Genomic DNA, 17192 nt, shown 5'->3' with positions numbered 1-17192 from the left:
ATGGACAACCCGATGGCACCCGACCTCCCCGCCGACGACGGCATCGAGCCGATCGCGATCGTCGGGCTCGCCGCCCGGCTGCCCGGCGCGGCCGACGTCCGCCAGTTCTGGCGCAACCTGGTCGACGGCGTCGAGTCGGTCACCGAGCTGAGCCGGGAGGAGCAGCTGGCGCGGGGCGCCACCGTGGAGGAGGTCGACGACCCGGGGTGGGTCAACCGGGCGCCGCTGGTCGACGGGTACGACGAGTTCGACGCCGGGCTGTTCGGGATGACCGCCCGGGAGGCGGAGATCACCGACCCGCAGCACCGGCTGTTCCTGGAGAGCTGCCACACCGCGTTGCAGGACGCCGGCTACGACCCGGCCCGCTACGACGGCGCGGTCGGCGTGTACGCGGGTACCGGCGGCAACACCTACCTGCACCGGTACGTCCTGCGCAACAAGCGCGTCGGCGGCGGCCCGCACGGGGTGGTCTCCATCGCCACCGGCAACTCGCCCAACTACGTGGCCACCAACGTGTCGTACCGGCTGGACCTGCGCGGGCCGAGCCTGACCGTGCACACCGCCTGCTCCACCTCGCTGGTCGCGTTCCACCTGGCCTGCGAGGCGCTGCGCAACGGCGAGTGCGACATGGCGCTCGCCGGCGGGGTCAACGTCGAGCTGCCGCACGTCGGCTACCTGGGCATGGAGGGCTTCACCTCGCCGGACGGGCGGTGCCGGCCGTTCGACGCCGCCGCCAACGGCACGGTCTGGGGCAGCGGCGTCGGCGTCACCCTGCTCAAGCGCCTCTCCGACGCGATCGCCGACGGCGACGCGATCCGGGCCGTGGTGCTCGGCAACGCCATCAACAACGACGGCGCCGGCAAGGTCGGCTTCACCGCGCCCAGCATCGACGGGCAGATGGCGGCGGTCGCCCAGGCCGTCGGGATGGCCGGGATCGACCCGCGCAGCATCAGCTACGTCGAGGCGCACGGCACCGGCACCGCGATGGGCGACCCGATCGAGGTCGCCGCCCTCTCCGCCGTCTACACCCGGGACACCGACGACCGGGGCTGGTGCGGCATCGGCTCGGTGAAGTCCAACATCGGCCACCTCAGCCAGCCCTCCGGCATCGTCAGTGTGATCAAGACGGTGCTCGCGATGGAGCACGGCCTGATCCCGCCGAGCATCAACTTCGAGCGGCCGAACCCGGCGATCGACTTCGCCGACACCCCGTTCTACGTGGCGAACACGCTGACCAAGTGGGACACCGACGGCGGGCCGCGCCGGGCCGGGGTCAGCTCCTTCGGCATCGGCGGCACGAACGCCCACGTGGTGCTCCAGGAGGCGCCGGCGGCGTACCGGGCCGACCGGGAGGTCCGCCCGGCGCAGCTGCTGCACGTGTCGGCGAAGACCGCCACCGCCCTGGACACCGCCGTGCAGCGCCTCGCCGAGCACCTGGCGGGCGCCACCGACGGCGGGCCGCAGCTGCTCGCGGACGTGGCGCACACCCTGCGGGTGGGCCGGCAGGAGTACCCGCACCGGGTCGCCGTGGTCGCCGCCGACCTGCCGGACGCGGTTACCGCGCTGCGCACCCCGCGCCGCCGCCAGTCCGGCGTCGTCGACGGCCCCGCGCCGCGCGTGGGCCTGCTCTTCTCCGGGCAGGGCTCCCAGTACGCCGGGATGGGCGCGCAGCTCTACGCCGAGGAGCCGGCCTTCGCCGCCACCGTGGACGAGTGCGCCGAGCTGCTCCGCCCCGAGCTGGGGCTGGACGTCCGCGACCTGATCCTCGGCCGCGACCCGGAGGCGGGGGAGAAGCTCACCGAGACCCGCTACACCCAGCCGGCCCTCTTCGTCGTCGAGTACGCCCTCGCCACCCTCTGGCTGCGGGCCGGGGTGCGGCCCGCCGCGATGATCGGTCACTCGATCGGCGAGTACGTCGCCGCCACCGTCGCCGGGGTGCTGAGCCTGCCGGACGCGCTGCGGGTGGTCGCCGCGCGGGGACGGCTGATGCAGTCCCTGCCGGGCGGCTCGATGCTCGCCGTGGCGCTGGACGAGTCGGTGGTCGCGCAGCGCCTGCCCGAGGGGCTGGCCATCGCCACCGTCAACGGCCCGGGCACCTGCGTGGTGGCCGGCGAGAGCGACAAGGTCGCCGCGTTCGCCGAGACGATCAAGGGCAAGAGCAAGGCGCTGCGCACCTCCCACGCCTTCCACTCGCCGATGATGGAACCGATCCTGGCCGAGTTCACCGCCCTTATGGCGGGGGTGCCGCTGCGCCCACCGGCGATCCCGTTCCTCTCCAACGTCACCGGCACCTGGATCACCGCCGAGCAGGCCACCGACCCGGCGTACTGGGCCGCACACCTGCGCCGGCCGGTGCGCTTCGGCGACTGCGTGGCCGCGCTGCTCGCCGAGGGCACCTGGGCGTTGCTGGAGTGCGGCCCCGGCCGGCAGCTGGCCAACCTGGCCCGGATGCAGGTCGCCAAGGCCGGCCCGGCGCAGCGGGCGCTGACCCCGCTGGGCAGCCTGCCCGGCCCCGGCGAGCGCACCGGCGACCTGGCCACCCTGCTCACCAGCGCCGGCGCGCTCTGGTGCGCCGGCGTCGAGGTGCGGCTCGACGCCGATCCGGCCGCCCGCCGGGTGCCGCTGCCCACGTACCCATTCGAACGCCGCCGCTACTGGGTGGACCCGGACCCGGTGGACCAGGCGCCCGCGCCGGCGCAGCGCGGGCCGCGCCCGCTGCCGGAGTGGTTCGCCGTGCCGGTCTGGCGGCAGGCCGCCGCCGAGCCGCGGACCGCGCCGCTGGGTCGCTGCCTGGTGCTGGCCGACGGTCCGCGCGGCGATGCGCTGGTCGCGGCGCTGCGAGCCGCGGGCGCCACGCCCACCGTGGTACGCGCCGGCGAACGCTTCGCGGCGGTCGACGGCGGGTACCGGCTGCGGCCCGGCGCCCGCGAGGATCACGAGGCCCTGGTGGCGGCGCTCGCCGCCGACCCGCCGGAGCGGCTGGTGCACGCCTTCGCCCTCGACGGCGACCCGGCCGGCACCGACGTCGCCGCCGCCTGGGCCGCCCAGGACCGGGGCTTCTTCAGCGCGCTGCACCTGGTGCAGGCGCTCGCCGGGGCCGGGCTGACCGCCGACGAGAGCGCCCGCACCCTCGACCTGGTCACCGCCGGCATCGGGGACGTGACCGGCGCCGACCTGGTCCGCCCCGAGCACGCCACCCTGGCCGGGCTGGCCCGGGTGCTCCCGGCCGAGCTGCCGGGGCTGGCCGTCCGGCTGCTGGACGCCGACCCGGCCTCGTCCGACGTGGACGCGCTCGTCGCCGAGCTGCGCCGGCCGGTCGACCCGACCCGCCCGGAGCTGGCGCTGCGCGGGCCGCGCCGCTGGGTGACCGGCTACGAGCAGGTCACCGTCGACGCCGAGGGCGAGCCGGGCGCGCTGCGCGACGGCGGCCGGTACGTGATCACCGGCGGTCTGGGCGGCATCGGCGTCACGCTGGCCGAGGACTTCGCCCGGCGGGCCCGGGCGAAGCTGGTGCTGCTGGCCCGTTCCGGCCTGCCGCCGCGCGAGCGGTGGGACGACCACCTGGCCGTGCACGGCGGCGCGGACCGGGCGGGCCGGGCGATCGCGGCGATCCGCCGGATGGAGGCGGCCGGCGCGTCGGTGCTGGTGCTCGCCGCCGACGTCACCGACCCGGCCGACCTGCGCCGGGTCCGGGCGGCCGCCGAGGCGGAGTTCGGTGGGATCGACGGCATCGTGCACGCCGCCGGCCTGCCCGGCGGCGGCATGGCCGAGGTCAAGGAGCGGGCCGAGGCGGAGCGGGTGCTCGCGCCGAAGCTCGCCGGCACGCTCGCCCTCGCCGAGGTCTTCGGCGACCTGCCGCTGGACTTCGTGGTGCTCTGCTCCTCGATCACCGCGGTGGTCGGCGGCTTCGGCCAGGTCGACTACTGCGCGGCGAACAGCTTCCTCGACGCGTACGCCCGGGCCGGCGCGGGCTTCCGGGCGCCGGTGCTGTCGCAGAACTGGGGCGGCTGGGCCGAGGTGGGCATGGCCGTGGAGACCGACGCGCCGGCCGGCTTCCGGGCCGCCGGGCGGGACACCGTCACGCATCCGGTGGACCACCCGGTGCTCACCACGGCGGTGACCGGCCCGGACGGCGTGGTGCTGCACGGCCTGGTCTCCGCCGACACGCACTGGCTGCTGGACGAGCACCGCATCGGCGGCGTGCCGGTGGTGCCCGGCACCGCCCACCTGGAGTCGGTACGGGCGGCGGTGGCCGCCGGGCTGCCCGCCCCGGCCGGGGACGCGGCGGTGGAGCTGCGCGACGTGGTCTTCCTGGAGCCGTTCTCGGTGCCCGACGGCACGGTCGCGCAGTACCGGGTCGAGCTGACCCCCGCCGAGGACGGCGTGGACTTCGCGGTACGCAGCCTCGCCGCCGGGCAGCTGCGCACCCACGTCCGCGGCGCGGCCGGCTGGACCGACGAGCCGGCCCCGCCGGCGCGGGTGCCGGCGGTGACCGGCCGGCGGGTGGACGACGACGCCTCGTTCGGCCGGGGGCGCACCAGCATGCTGACCTTCGGGCCGCGGTGGGCCGCGCTGGCCGAGCACCACCTGGGCGAGGGGGAGGAGCTGGCCCGGATCACCGCGCCCGCCGCGGCGGTCGGCGACCTGCCCTCCTGGGGGCTGCACCCGGCGCTGCTGGACGTGGCCACCGCGTTCGGTCGGGGCCAGGGCAGCGGCACCTACCTGCCGCTGTCGTACGGGCGGATCGTGGTGCGCGGCGCCCTGCCGGCGCAGTTCCACAGCCACCTGCGGCACCGCGACAGCGCCACCGACGAGGTCGTCACCGCCGACCTGTCCCTGCGGGACGCCGACGGCCGGGAACTGGTCGCGATCAGCGACTTCGTGCTGCGCCGGGTCGACCAGGGCGCGGTGACCGGCGGGCTGACCACGGTGGGCGCACCGGCGCAGCCGCCCGCCCCGGAGCCGGGTGTGCCGACCGAGGACATCCGGCCGGTCGACGGGGCCGAGGCGTTCCGCCGCAGCCTCACCGCCGGGCTCGGCCGGCAGGTGGTGATCGCCACCCGGACCGTCGACGACATCCGCGACCGCGCCTCCCGGGTCACCACGGAAGGTCTGGAGACCGCCGACGAGCCGGCCCTCGCCGCCCCGGCCGGCGGCGGCGCCGCCTCCCCCGCGCCGGGTACCGAGCTGGAGATCACCATCGCCCAGGTCTGGAAGGACGGGCTGGGGGTGGCCGAGGTGGGCGTGGACGACGACTTCTTCGCCCTCGGCGGCAACTCCCTGGTCGCGGTCCAGCTCATCGCCGCGATGCGCAAGGCGACGGGGGTACGGCTGCCGATGCGCAGCCTCTTCGAGACCCCCACCGTCGCCGGCCTGGCCGCCCGGATCGAGGAGCTGCGCGCCAGCGCCGCGCCCGCCGACGAGCCCGCCCCGGCCACCATTCCCGCCATCCCGCGGCTGCCCCGCGACTGAGCGTCGAGAAACAGGAGTGACAGAGCAATGAGCGACACGATCGCCACGCTGCCGGTGGTCGTCGAGAACGACGGCACACCACTGACCGAGCTCATCGACAAGCGGCGGACGGAGCTGCGCGCCACGCTCGCCGCCCACGGCGGGCTGCTGTTCCGCGGCTTCGACGTCGGCGGGGTGGACGGCTTCGACCGGGTGGTCCGCGCGTTCTCCGGCGAGCCGCTGACCTACACCGAGCGGTCCTCACCCCGGCACGCCATCAAGGGCCGGGTCTACACCTCGACCGACTACCCACCGGACGAGGAGATCTTCCTGCACAACGAGAACTCGTACCAGGCGCGCTGGCCGTTGACGTTGTTCTTCTACTGCATCAGCCCGCCGGACACCCTCGGCGCCACCCCGCTCGCCGACGTCCGCCGGGTGTACGCCGAGATCGACCCGGCGGTCCGCGAGGAGTTCGTCCGGCGGCGCTGGATGCTGGTGCGCAACTTCCACGCCGACTTCGGCACCCGCTGGCAGGACGTGTTCGGCACCGACGACCGGGCCGAGGTCGAGGCGTACGCGGCGGCGAACCGGATCCGGCTGGAGTGGGTCGGCGCGGACGGGCTGCGCACCCGGGCGGTACGCGACGTGGTGCACCACCGGCCCGGCTCGGACACCCCGCGCTGGTTCAACCACGCCACCTTCTTCCACGTGAGCACCCTCCCGAAGGACTACCAGGCGGGGCTGCTGGACATGTTCGGCGCCGACGGGCTGCCGGCGAACACCTACTACGGCGACGGCGGCGAGATCCCCGCCGACGTCATGGACCACCTGCGGGCCGCGTACCGGGCCGCCAGCGTCCGCTTCGACTACCGGCGCGACGACGTGCTGGTGGTCGACAACATGACCGCCGCGCACGGCCGGGAGCCCTTCACCGGGGCCCGCCGGATCGCCGTGGCGATGGCCGAACCGCACACCCCCGAGAGCGCTGGAGAGCACTGATGGCCGACTCCCGATTCCTGGTCGTCCGCAACGACGAGGAGCAGTACTCGATCTGGCCGGCCGACCGGGAGCTGCCCGCCGGGTGGCACGACGCCGGCTTCGCCGGCACCCGCGAGGAGTGCCTGTCCCACGTCGACACCGTCTGGACCGACATGCGTCCCCGCTCCGTACGGGAGGTGCCGTCATGACGCGGGAGTGGACCTTCCCGGCCTCCTTCGCCCAGGAGCGGGTGTGGATGGCCAACCAGTTGGACACCGCCTCGCCGGTCTACAACGTCTCCACCCCGTGGCGCTTCCCGGCCGGCATCGACGCCGACACCGCCGGCGAGGTCGTCGGCCGGGTCGTCGCCCGGCACGAGGCGCTCCGCACCCACCTGCGGATGGACGACGGCGCCCTGGTGCAGGTGGTGCGCGAGCACGAGCCGGTCCGGCTGCCCACCGACGACCTGCGCGACCTGCCTGAGGCCGAGCGGGCCGCCCGCTACGCCGCCCTGCGTACCGAGCTGGCCCGCACCCCGATCCCGCTCGACGCCCCGCCGCTGTGGCGGGCCCGGCTGGTCCGCCTCGACGACGCCTGGACGCTGCTCTTCGTGGTGCACCACGCCGTCTTCGACAGCCACTCGGCGGTGCTGCTGGTGGCCGAACTGGCCGCGTTCAGCGAGGCCGCGCTGACCGGCGCGCCCGCCGCCGTGCCCGAGCTGCCCATCCAGTACGCCGACTTCGCGGTCTGGCAGCGCGACCAGCTCACCGGCGCGGAGCTGGACCGCCAGCTCGCCTTCTGGACCGGCCAGCTCGCCGGGGCGCCGCCGGTCACCGGCCTGCCGCTGGACCGCCCCCGCCCGGCCCAGCTCGGCTTCGTCGGCGACGAGGTGCGCTTCGCCCTGCCCGACGGGCTGCTCGACCGGGTCGGCCGGCTCGCCGCCGGGTCGGCGGCCACCCCGTACATGGTGCTGCTGGCCGGGTTCGCCGCCCTGCTGTCGCGGATCTCCGGCGACACCGACGTGGTGGTCGGCGTCTCCACCGCCGGCCGGGACACCGCCGAGCTGACCCCGCTGATCGGCATGTTCGTCAACCCGGTGGCGCTGCGCTGCGACGTCGGCGGCGACCCCAGCTTCACCGAGCTGCTCGGCCGGGTCCGGGCCGGCCTGGTGGACGCGATGGAGCACGGCCAGACCCCGTTCCAGCGGATCGTCGAGGCGGTCGCCCCGCAGCGCGACCCGGCCGTGCAGCCGATCTTCCAGACCGCGCTGAACTTCATCCCCGACTCCGGGCTGGACCCGGTGGAGCTGGGCACCACCAAGGACGACCTCGCCTTCGACGTCACCACCGGCGAGAGTCGCCTGGTCTACCGCACCGACCTGTTCGACCGGGGCACCGCCGAGGCGGTGGTCGCGCGGTACGTGCGGCTGCTCACCGCCGCCGTCGACGACCCGGGGCAGCCGGTCTCCGCGCTGCCGCTGCTCGACGACGCCGAGCGGGACCTCGTCCTGCGGGCCTGGAACGGCGAGGACGCCGCCCCGGCGTTCCGCTCGGTCATCGAGCGGGTCCAGCGGCAGGCCGCCGCCACCCCGGACGCGGTCGCCCTGGTCTGCGAGGGCGTCTCGCTCACCTACGCCGAGCTGAACGCCGCCGCCAACCGGCTCGCCCGGGTGCTGGTGGCCCGGGGCGCCGCCCCGGAGACCCGGGTGGCGCTCGCCCTGCCCCGCTCGCCCGAGCTGCTGGTCGCCGTCCTCGCCGTGCTCAAGTCCGGCGCCGCGTACGTCCCGGTGGACACCGGCTACCCGGCCGGCCGGATCGCGTACCTGCTCGCCGACGCGGAGCCGACGCTGGTGCTGGCCCTGCCGGAGACCGCCGTGCTGGTGCCCGCCGCCGCGCTGGTGCTCGACGGGGAGGTCGGCGCCGACCAGGCCGACGGCGACCTGACCGACGCCGACCGGGTCGCCCCGCTGCGCCCCGAGCATCCGGCGTACGTGCTCTACACCTCCGGCTCCACCGGCCGCCCGAAGGGCGTGGTGGTGGAGCACCGGGCCGTGGCCGCGTACCTGGCCTGGGCCCGGGACGCCTACCCGGGGCTGGCCGGCACCGCGCTGCTGCCCTCGCCGGTCTCGTTCGACCTCACCGTGACCGGCCTGCTCGGCCCGCTCACCGCCGGCGGCACCGTCCGGCTGGCCGGGATCGACTCGCCGCAGGCCCGGGTCGGCGGCCGGCCGAGCTTCCTCAAGGTCACCCCGAGCCACCTGCCGCTGCTCGACGCCGCGCTGTCGCCGACGACCGACCTGGTGATCGGCGGCGAGGCGCTCACCGGCGAGCAGTTGGCGGGCTGGCGGGCCGCGCACCCGGACGTGGCGGTCGTCAACGAGTACGGCCCGACCGAGGCGACCGTCGGCTGCGTCGCCGCCCGCGTCGCGCCCGGCCGGCCGCTGGATGCCGGACCGGTGCCGATCGGTCGGCCCACCGCCGGCGCGCGGGTCTACCTGCTCGACGCCGCGCTCCAGCCGGTGCCACCCGGCGTGGTCGGCGAGCTGTACGTCGCCGGGGACCAGGTGGCCCGGGGCTACCTGCGCCGGCCCGGCCGCACCGCCGAGCGCTTCCTGCCCTGCCCGTACGGCCCGCCCGGCCGGCGGATGTACCGCACCGGCGACCTGGCCCGCTGGCGCACCGACGGCACCCTGGACTACCTGGGCCGCCGCGACGACCAGGTCAAGGTGCGCGGCATGCGGATCGAGCTGGGCGAGATCGAGTCGGCGATGCTGGCCCACCCGCAGGTCCGCGAGGCCGCGGTGGCGGTGCGCACCGACTCGGGGGAGCCGGCCCTGGTCGGCTACCTGGTCGGCACCGCCGACGAGGCCGCCCTCGCCGCCGAGCTGGCCCGCGAGCTGCCGGCCCACCTGGTGCCGGCCGCGTTCGTCCGGCTCGACGCGCTGCCGCTGACCCCGAACGGCAAGCTGGACCGGGCCGCGCTGCCCGCGCCGCCGGCCACCGTGGCGCCCGACGGCTACGTCCCGCCGCGTACCGACGCCGAGACCCTGGTGGCCGAGGTGTACGCCGAGATCCTCCAGGTGGAGAAGGTCGGCGCGCTGGACGACTTCTTCGTCCTCGGCGGCAACTCGCTGCGCGGCATGCGGGCGATGGCCCGGATCCGCGCCGAGGTGGACGTCGACCTGCCGATGCGGGCGCTGTTCAGCAGCCCCGTCGTCGCCGACCTGGCCGCCCAGATCGAGCAGCGGATCGCCGCCGACCTGGACGACCTCTCCGAGACTGAGGTCGCCGCGTTGCTGGCGGCGGAGAAGGACAACCCGACATGACGGACCTGAAGGATCCCGCCCGGGAGGCCGCCCGGGCGGCGCTGATCGCCCAGCGGTTGCGCCGGCGGCAGGCCTCGCCCACCGCCCGGATCACGCCCCGCCCGGAGGGCGTCGAGGTGCCGCTGTCGTACGCCCAGGAGCGGGTCTGGTTCATGGACCAGCTCGCGCCGGGCGAGGCGGCGTACCACATCGCGGTGCCGCTGCGGGTGCGCGGCCCGCTGGACGTCACGGCGCTGCGCGCCGCCCTGGCCGGGCTGACCGCCCGGCACGAGTCGCTGCGTACCCGTTTCCCGGCCGACGCCGACGGCCGCCCCACGGTCGTCGTCGCCGACTCCGTCGAGGTGCCGCTGACCATCGTGGACGCCCCCGACGAGCGGGCCGCGCAGGCGCTGGTGGACGCCGCCGCGGCCGAGCCGTTCGACCTGGCGGCCGGGCCGCTGCTGCGCGCCCTGCTGATCCGGCTCGCTGACGACGATAATCCGGCCTCCGCGCCGCAAGACGGCACTCCGGACCGGATGAACGTCGCCGACGACCACGTGCTCTTCCTCGGCCAGCACCACATCGTCGGCGACGGCTGGTCGGTGGACGTGCTGCTGCGGGACCTGATCACCCACTACCGGGGCGGCGAGCTGCCCGCCCTGCCGGTGCAGTACGGCGACTTCGCCCACTGGGAGGCCCGGGAGCTGGCCGGGCCGCAGGCCCGGGGGCACCTGGACTGGTGGAAGGGGCGGCTGGCCGGGATCACCCCGCTGGAACTGCCGCTGGACCGGCCCCGCCCGGCTACCCAGACCTACCGGGGCGACTTCGTCGAGTTCCAGGTCGACCGGGCGGTCACCGACGGGCTCGCCGCGCTCACCCGCGCGTCGGGCGGGACCCTGTTCATGACCCTGCTCGCGGCGTACCAGGTGCTGCTGTCCCGGCACGCCGGGCAGGACGACTTCGCCGTCGGCGCCTCGGTCGCCGGCCGGTCCGCCCCGGAGCTGGAGGACGTCGTCGGCATGTTCATCAACATGCTGCCGATGCGCGCCGAGCTGGCCGGCGACCCGACCTTCACCGAGCTGCTGGAGCGCACCCGGCGGGCCGTGCTGGACGGCTTCGAGCACGCCGAGGTGCCGTTCGCGAAGGTGGTGCACGAGCTGGGGCTGTCCCGCGACGTCAGCCGGTCGCCGGTGTTCCAGGCCATGTTCGTCCTGCAGAACTACGAGATGGGCCGCTTCTCCGGCGTCTCGGACGCCGATGAGGTGAGCTTCCGCTGGACCCCGATGGAGCTGCGGGCCACCCGGTTCGACTTCGAGCTGCACGCCGTCGAGGTGCCCGACGGCATCTGGGGCAAGCTGGTCTTCAACACCGACCTGTTCACCCGCGACACCGTCGAGCGGATGGCGCGACGGTGGACCACCCTGCTGGCCGCGATCGTCGCCGCCCCGGACACCCCGGTCGCCGCCCTGGACCTGCTCCCGCCCGCCGAGCGGGCCCTGCTGGCGAGCTGGAACGACACCGCTGCCGACTTCCCGGCCACCCAGACGCTGCACGGGCCGATCGAGGAGCGCGCCGCCCGCACCCCGGACGCCGTCGCGGTCACCATCGAGGGCCGGTCGACCACGTACGCCGAGCTGAACGCCGCGGCCAACCGGGTCGCGCACCGGCTGCGCGCCGCCGGCGTCGGCCCGGAGACCCTGGTCGGCGTCTGCGCGGAGCGGTCGGTGGAGCTGGTCACCGGCCTGCTCGGGGTGCTCAAGGCCGGCGGCGCGTACCTGCCGCTGGACCCGGAGTACCCGGCGGACCGGCTGGCCTTCATGGTCGACGACGCCGCCGCGCCGGTGGTGCTGGTGCAGGAGCACCTGCGCGACGCGCTGCCGACCACCGACGCCACCGTGCTGGTTCTGAACGACCCCGGGACCTGGGCCGACCAGCCCGCCGACGACCCGACGCCGGCGGCGGGCCCGGAGCACCTGGCGTACGTCATCTACACCTCCGGCTCGACCGGCCGGCCCAAGGGCGTGCCGAACACCCACCGGGGCATCGTCAACCGGCTGGACTGGATGCAGCGGACCTACCGGATCGGCCCCGACGACGCGGTGCTGCAGAAGACCCCGGCCAGCTTCGACGTCTCGGTCTGGGAGTTCTTCTGGCCGCTGCGCGAGGGCGCCCGGCTGGTGCTGGCGAAGCCCGGCGGGCACAAGGACGCCGGCTACCTGCGCGACCTGCTGGTCGCCGAGCGGGTCACCACCGCGCACTTCGTCCCGTCGATGCTGACCGTCTTCCTCGCCGAGGAGGGTGTCGAGGCGGCGACGGCGCTGCGCCGGGTGATCTGCTCGGGTGAGGAGCTGCCGCCGGCCACGGCGGTCGACTTCACCGTCCGGCTGCCCGGGTGCGAGCTGCACAACCTGTACGGCCCGACCGAGGCGGCCATCGACGTCAGCGCCTGGCACTGCGACCCGGCGCTGCTGCCGGGCCTGACCACCGTCCCGATCGGCGCTCCGATCGCCAACCTGCGACTGCACGTGCTGGATCCGAACGGCAACCCCTGCCCGGTCGGGGTGGCCGGCGAGCTGCACATCGGCGGGGTGGGCCTGGCCCGCGGCTACCACCGCCGGCCCGCGCTCACCGCCGAGCGGTTCGTGCCGGACCCGTTCGCCGGTGAGCCGGGCGCTCGGCTCTACCGCACCGGCGACCTGGCCCGCTGGGTGACCGCCCCGGCCGGCGGGGTGATCGAGTTCCTGGGCCGGATCGACCACCAGGTGAAGCTGCGCGGCCTGCGGATCGAGCTGGGCGAGATCGAGAGCGCGCTGCGCGAGCAGCCGGCGGTGACCGAGGCGGCGGTGATCGTCCGCGAGGACACCCCCGGCGACAAGCGGCTCACCGCCTACCTGGTCGGCGCGGCCGAGCACGCCGCGCTGAAGGCGGCGCTGAAGGAGACCCTGCCCGAGTACATGGTGCCGGCCGCGTTCGTCACCCTGGACGGCCTGCCGCTGACGCCCAACGGCAAGCTGGACCGCCGGGCGCTGCCCGCGCCGGTGCTCACCCGCGAGGCGTCGGTCGCCCTGGTGGAGCCGCGCGACGACACCGAGCGGCTGCTCGCCGGCATCTGGTCGGAGGTGCTGGGCGTGGCCACGCTCGGCATCGACGACGACTTCTTCGACCTGGGCGGGCACTCCATGCTGGCCACCCAGGTGGTGGCGAAGATCCGCAAGGCGGAGCACGGCGGGCGCGCCGTCGGGGTGATGGACCTGTTCCAGCAGCGGACGATCCGCGACCTGGCCCGGTTCATCTCCGGCGGCGACGGCGGCGGGGACGGTCCCCGCCGGCTGCTCTACGAGCTGACCAGGCCGATCCCGGCGGCGCAGCGGGTGCTCAGCTACGTCTGCGTCCCGTACGGCGGCGGCAGCGCCATCGTCTACCAGCCCCTCGCCGACGCGCTGCCCGCCGGCCACGCCCTGTGGTCGCTGGCCATCCCCGGCCACGACGTCGGGCTCAGCGAGGACGGCCTGCCGTTCGACGAGCTGACCAGCCGGGTCGCCGAGGAGATCCTGGAACGCGTCGAGGGACCGATCGCCCTCTACGGCCACTGCGGCGTGGGCAGCGCGATCGTCGCCGAGGTGGCCCGCAAGGTGGAGGCCGCCGGCCGGGACCTGGAAGCGGTCTACATCGGCGCGATGTTCCCGTTCGCCCGCCCCCGGGGCGCCTTCGCCGCCCTGCGCAACCGGCTCGAACAGCTGCGCAGCAACCGGCACTACGCCAGCTGGCTCAAGTCGATGGGGGTGGACACCGACGAGCTGGACCCGGAACAGGCCGACCGGATCATCAGCAACATGCGGGCCGACTCGCGGGCCTCCGAGGAGTACTTCACCGGCCTGCTCGACCGGGGCGCGACGAAGCTGCGCGCGCCGATCATCTCGGTGGTCGGCTCGGAGGACCCGGTGACCGACTACCACGCCGAGCGGTACGCCGAGTGGCAGTTCCTCAGCGACACCCTCGGCCTGGTGGTGCTCGACCAGGCCGGGCACTTCTTCCTCAAGTACCGCGCCGAGGAGCTGGCGGAGATCCTCACCCGGGTCCACCCGGCGGTCACCGCCGGGGACGTCTCCACGCTGACCCCGCAGGCCAGGGGAGCCGACGCCGGCTGGGTGGTCGCCGCCCACCAGCGGGTGGGCGGGTCCGACGGGCCGGAGCCGGCCGTGGTGAAGCCCAGCATGGCCCGGTTCGTCGCGGTCACCGCCGGGCAGCTGGTCTCCACCACCGGCTCCGCGCTGACCGCGTTCGCGCTGCCGATCTGGCTGTTCACCCGCACCGGGTCGGTGGCCGACCTGGGAATGCTCTGGGCGCTGGCGCTGATCTGCGGCGTGCTGATGCTGCCGGTGGCCGGCGCGGTCACCGACCGGGTCAGCCGCCGCCGGATCATGATGGTCGCCAGCTGCACCGCCGGGTCGATCCAGTTGGTGCTCGCCGCGCTGCTCTGGACCGACAACCTGGTCCTCTGGCACATCTACGCCCTGGTCGCGTTGAGCCAGGTCGCCGGCTCGTTCCAGCGGATCGCGTTCCAGTCGGCGGTGCCGCAGCTGGTGCCGAAGCGCTACCTCGGGCACGCGATGGGCATCACCCAGCTCTCCAGCGGCTTCGCGATGCTGCTGATGCCCGTCTTCGCCGCCGGCCTGCTCGCCGCCATCGAACTCAAGGGCATCCTGCTCATCGACGTGGCGAGCTACCTGGTGGCGGTGCTGACCCTGGCCGTGGTGCGCTTCCCCGACCTGCTCGGCTGGCGACCCCGGGAGCGGCTGCTGGTGGCGATCGCCAACGGGCTGCGCTACTCCTGGCAGCACCGGGGCTTCCGGCTGATGCTCGGCTACTTCGCCCTGGGCAACATCTTCCTCGCCCCGGCGCTGGTGCTCACCACCCCGCTGGTGCTCTCCTTCGGCACCGCCACCCAGGTCGCGCAGGTGGCCCTGGCGGAGGCCTGCGGCGCGGTGGCCGGCGGCGTGCTGATGTCGCTGTGGGGCGGGCCCCGGCGCCGGCGGATGGTCGGCGTGCTGGTCGGCAACCTCGGCACCGCCGTCGGCTGCGTGCTGGTCGGCCTGGACGCCTCCGTGACGATGGTCTGCGTCGGCGCCTTCTGGCTGGCCATGGCGATGACCACCGCGCAGTCCATCTACGCGACCATCGTGCAGGTCAAGGTGCCGCAGCGCTTCCACGGCCGGGTGTTCAGCCTCAACCAGACCATCGCCTGGTCGACCCTGCCGATCGGGTTCGCGCTGCTCGCCCCGGCGGCGACCAGCCTCTTCGAGCCGATGCTCGCCCCGGGCGGGTCGCTGGCCGGATCGGTGGGCGCGGTGATCGGCACGGGGCCGGGCCGGGGCATCGGATTCGCGTACGTCTGCTTCGGGCTGGCCCTGGTCCTGATCACCCTGGGCGGGTTCGCCATCCGGATGCTGCGCCGCTTCGACGTCGAGGTGCCCGACTCGCTGCCCGACGACCTGATCGGTGCGCAGGAGCGGCAGCGGCGGCTCGCGGAGCGGGCGGCGGCGCAGGAACGGGAGCCGGTCGCGGCGTGACCCGGCGTGGGGCCCTCCACCGAGGAGGGCTCCACGCCGGGCGTGCCCGTCCCGGCCGGGTCAGAACTCCTCGGGCGGGTCCGCCAGGTCCGTCGCCGCCGGCTCCTCCGGCTCGGCCACCCAGGCGGAGAAGACCGGCACCCCGTGCCACGGCCCGCCATCGCGGTCGGTGGCCACCGCGACGACCGCGTACGGGTGGCCGAAGCGCAGCTCCGCGGTGCGGGCGACGCCCTCCGGGGCGAGGCTGGCCAGCGCGAAGGCGGCGGTCACGGCGGCCGCCTCGAAGCCGTACCGGCCGTAGCGGGCCATCGCCGCCTGGCGCGCCTCGAGCCGTGGGGTGGGCTCGCCGAGCAGCCCGCCCAGCGTGCGGACCACCGCGGGGAAGCCCAGCGCCGGGGCGGTCAGGTCGTGCTCGTCCCGCGCCGACCAGCAGGGCAGCACTGCCGTGTGCCGCTCCTCCCGGCCGTCCGGGGCGCGGGTGTGCACCCGCTTCTCCCGTACCGTCCACGCCGGACCGTCGCCGAGCGGCAGCGCGAACAGCGACCGGCGGCCGGCCGGCGTCGCCTCGTCGACCGCCGTGGCGGCCACCTCGTACGCGGCGGCGAGCACGTCGGCCGCGGGGGCCGAGGGGTCGGCGGCGACCGACACCACCACCAGGCCCGCGCCGTCGCGCTCGACGGCGGGCGCGGCGTGCACGGCGACGTCGCCGGCCGGTCCGGTCGCGGCGATCCAGGCCCGGTGGCCGCGCGCGGGAGTGCGGAGCACCCGGTCGAGCCGCCCCGCCCAGGCGCTGGCGCGGCCGAGCTGCCCGGCCGGGGCGAGGTCGAACGGGTCGGCCCAGGAGATCCGGGTGGCCAGGGCGCTGGCCAGCGCCAGCAGCACGTCCGGCGACCGGGTCAGCGGGAACCGGTCGATCAGCCCCAGGGTGTGCTCGCGGGCCCAGGCGTCCAGCCCCGGCTGGTCGGGCAGTGGCCCGGTCGCGGTGGTACGCGGCAGCGTGGCCCGCCACTCGGCCAGCCGCGCGGTGTCGTGGCCGGCCTGCTGCCAGACGGCGGTGGCGGACGGCACCAGCGGGTGGGGCCGGTCCACCAGGGCCCCGGCCAGCTCCGCCGCGGCGGGCGCGCTCACGCCCAGGACGTCCTCCAGCTCGTCCCGGTCGGCGCCGGTCGCGGCCGGCGCGGCCAGCGCCAGCAGCAGCCAGGCGCCGAGCGGTGAGGCGACGTGGTGCCGGTCGCCGGCGCCGGCGTGCAGCCGGGCGGCGTAGCGGGCCAGCGGGGTGTGCAGGGTCGTCGTCATGCCCCTACTGTGCCCATCCCCGGCCCGGTCGGCACCCCCGCTCAGGACCACAGCTCGAACGGCTCGTCGATCTCCTCGCCGGCGAGGAACCGGGGAAGCAGCGCGGGCAGCCGCCCCGGGTAGAAGCGTTCCGTGCTGCCGACCACCTCGTCGACCGTCCACCAGCGGAACCCGAAGTAGTCCTCCACCTCGTAGTCCAGCCGCTCGGCGCCGTCGACGTCCGGCCCGGCGGCGTCGAGCCGTACCGTCATCACCACCTCGTCCTGCAGGTGCCGGCGCTGCCGGTGGATGAAGCTGGCCCGCCGCCGCCAGGCCGGCGGGCCGAGCCGGGCGGCGGTGACCACGAAGCCGGTCTCCTCCCGCAGCTCCCGCACCGCGGTCTCGGCGTACGTCTCGCCGGGATCCATCCCGCCGCCCGGCAGCTCCCACCAGGTGCCGAGGCGGGGATGGTCCGGGTCGCGGGTGTGGAAGAGCAGGACCCGGTCCTGCGCGTCGCGCACCACCAGCCGGACGGCGGTGCGTTCGACGACCGGCAGGTCTCCCGGCAGTTCGATCATGTCTCTCCTTCGGGCGCGTCGACCGGTGGCAGG

The 17192-nt window shown here is 75.5% G+C and carries 7 protein-coding genes; 5 read left to right on the top strand and 2 right to left on the bottom strand.

Going from position 1 to position 17192, the window contains the following annotated elements; translation table 11 throughout:
• The 5 genes from ACTMS9_RS27330 to ACTMS9_RS27310 are packed head-to-tail and all read left to right on the top strand — an operon-like array spanning nt 1 to nt 15306.
• Nucleotides 1-5472, top strand: coding sequence for a type I polyketide synthase (locus tag ACTMS9_RS27330; protein ID WP_441166340.1), 5472 nt, complete (start codon nt 1-3; stop codon nt 5470-5472).
• 27 nt (nt 5473-5499) lie between these two features.
• Nucleotides 5500-6453: a TauD/TfdA family dioxygenase gene (locus ACTMS9_RS27325; RefSeq protein WP_441148287.1), complete on the top strand. Its 954-nt coding sequence runs from the start codon at nt 5500-5502 to the stop codon at nt 6451-6453.
• On the top strand, nt 6453-6641 hold the full coding sequence (locus tag ACTMS9_RS27320; RefSeq protein ID WP_154937773.1) for an MbtH family protein: 189 nt from the start codon (nt 6453-6455) through the stop codon (nt 6639-6641). The genes ACTMS9_RS27325 and ACTMS9_RS27320 overlap by 1 nt, the downstream gene beginning before the upstream one ends.
• Entirely contained in the window at nt 6638-9757 is a 3120-nt protein-coding gene (locus tag ACTMS9_RS27315) for a non-ribosomal peptide synthetase (RefSeq protein ID WP_441166339.1), read from the top strand. The genes ACTMS9_RS27320 and ACTMS9_RS27315 overlap by 4 nt, the downstream gene beginning before the upstream one ends.
• A complete protein-coding gene (locus tag ACTMS9_RS27310; RefSeq protein ID WP_441166338.1) occupies nt 9754-15306 on the top strand; it encodes an amino acid adenylation domain-containing protein in 5553 nt (1850 codons plus the stop codon). The genes ACTMS9_RS27315 and ACTMS9_RS27310 overlap by 4 nt, the downstream gene beginning before the upstream one ends.
• A gap of 60 nt (nt 15307-15366) precedes the next feature.
• Here the strand turns inward: ACTMS9_RS27310 and ACTMS9_RS27305 are convergent, their stop codons facing one another.
• Complete coding sequence (locus tag ACTMS9_RS27305) at nt 15367-16602, bottom strand: hypothetical protein (RefSeq protein WP_441166337.1); 1236 nt, start codon at nt 16600-16602, stop codon at nt 15367-15369.
• Between the two features lie 41 nt (nt 16603-16643).
• Entirely contained in the window at nt 16644-17159 is a 516-nt protein-coding gene (locus tag ACTMS9_RS27300; RefSeq protein ID WP_441148283.1) for an NUDIX hydrolase, read from the bottom strand.
• Between the last annotated feature and the right edge of the window lie 33 nt (nt 17160-17192).

The organism is Micromonospora sp. L31, assembly GCF_052068075.1.
GTDB lineage: Bacteria > Actinomycetota > Actinomycetes > Mycobacteriales > Micromonosporaceae > Micromonospora > Micromonospora purpureochromogenes.
This window is presented reverse-complemented; position numbering and strand designations above follow the sequence as displayed.

Bases quoted from the DNA above. Each gene is read 5' to 3' on its own strand.
- ACTMS9_RS27330 (WP_441166340.1), top strand. From the start codon at position 1: ATGGACAACCCGATGGCACCCGACCTCCCCGCCGACGACGGCATCGAG.
- ACTMS9_RS27325 (WP_441148287.1), top strand. From the start codon at position 5,500: ATGAGCGACACGATCGCCACGCTGCCGGTGGTCGTCGAGAACGACGGC.
- ACTMS9_RS27320 (WP_154937773.1), top strand. From the start codon at position 6,453: ATGGCCGACTCCCGATTCCTGGTCGTCCGCAACGACGAGGAGCAGTAC.
- ACTMS9_RS27315 (WP_441166339.1), top strand. From the start codon at position 6,638: ATGACGCGGGAGTGGACCTTCCCGGCCTCCTTCGCCCAGGAGCGGGTG.
- ACTMS9_RS27310 (WP_441166338.1), top strand. From the start codon at position 9,754: ATGACGGACCTGAAGGATCCCGCCCGGGAGGCCGCCCGGGCGGCGCTG.
- ACTMS9_RS27305 (WP_441166337.1), bottom strand. From the start codon at position 16,602: ATGACGACGACCCTGCACACCCCGCTGGCCCGCTACGCCGCCCGGCTG.
- ACTMS9_RS27300 (WP_441148283.1), bottom strand. From the start codon at position 17,159: ATGATCGAACTGCCGGGAGACCTGCCGGTCGTCGAACGCACCGCCGTC.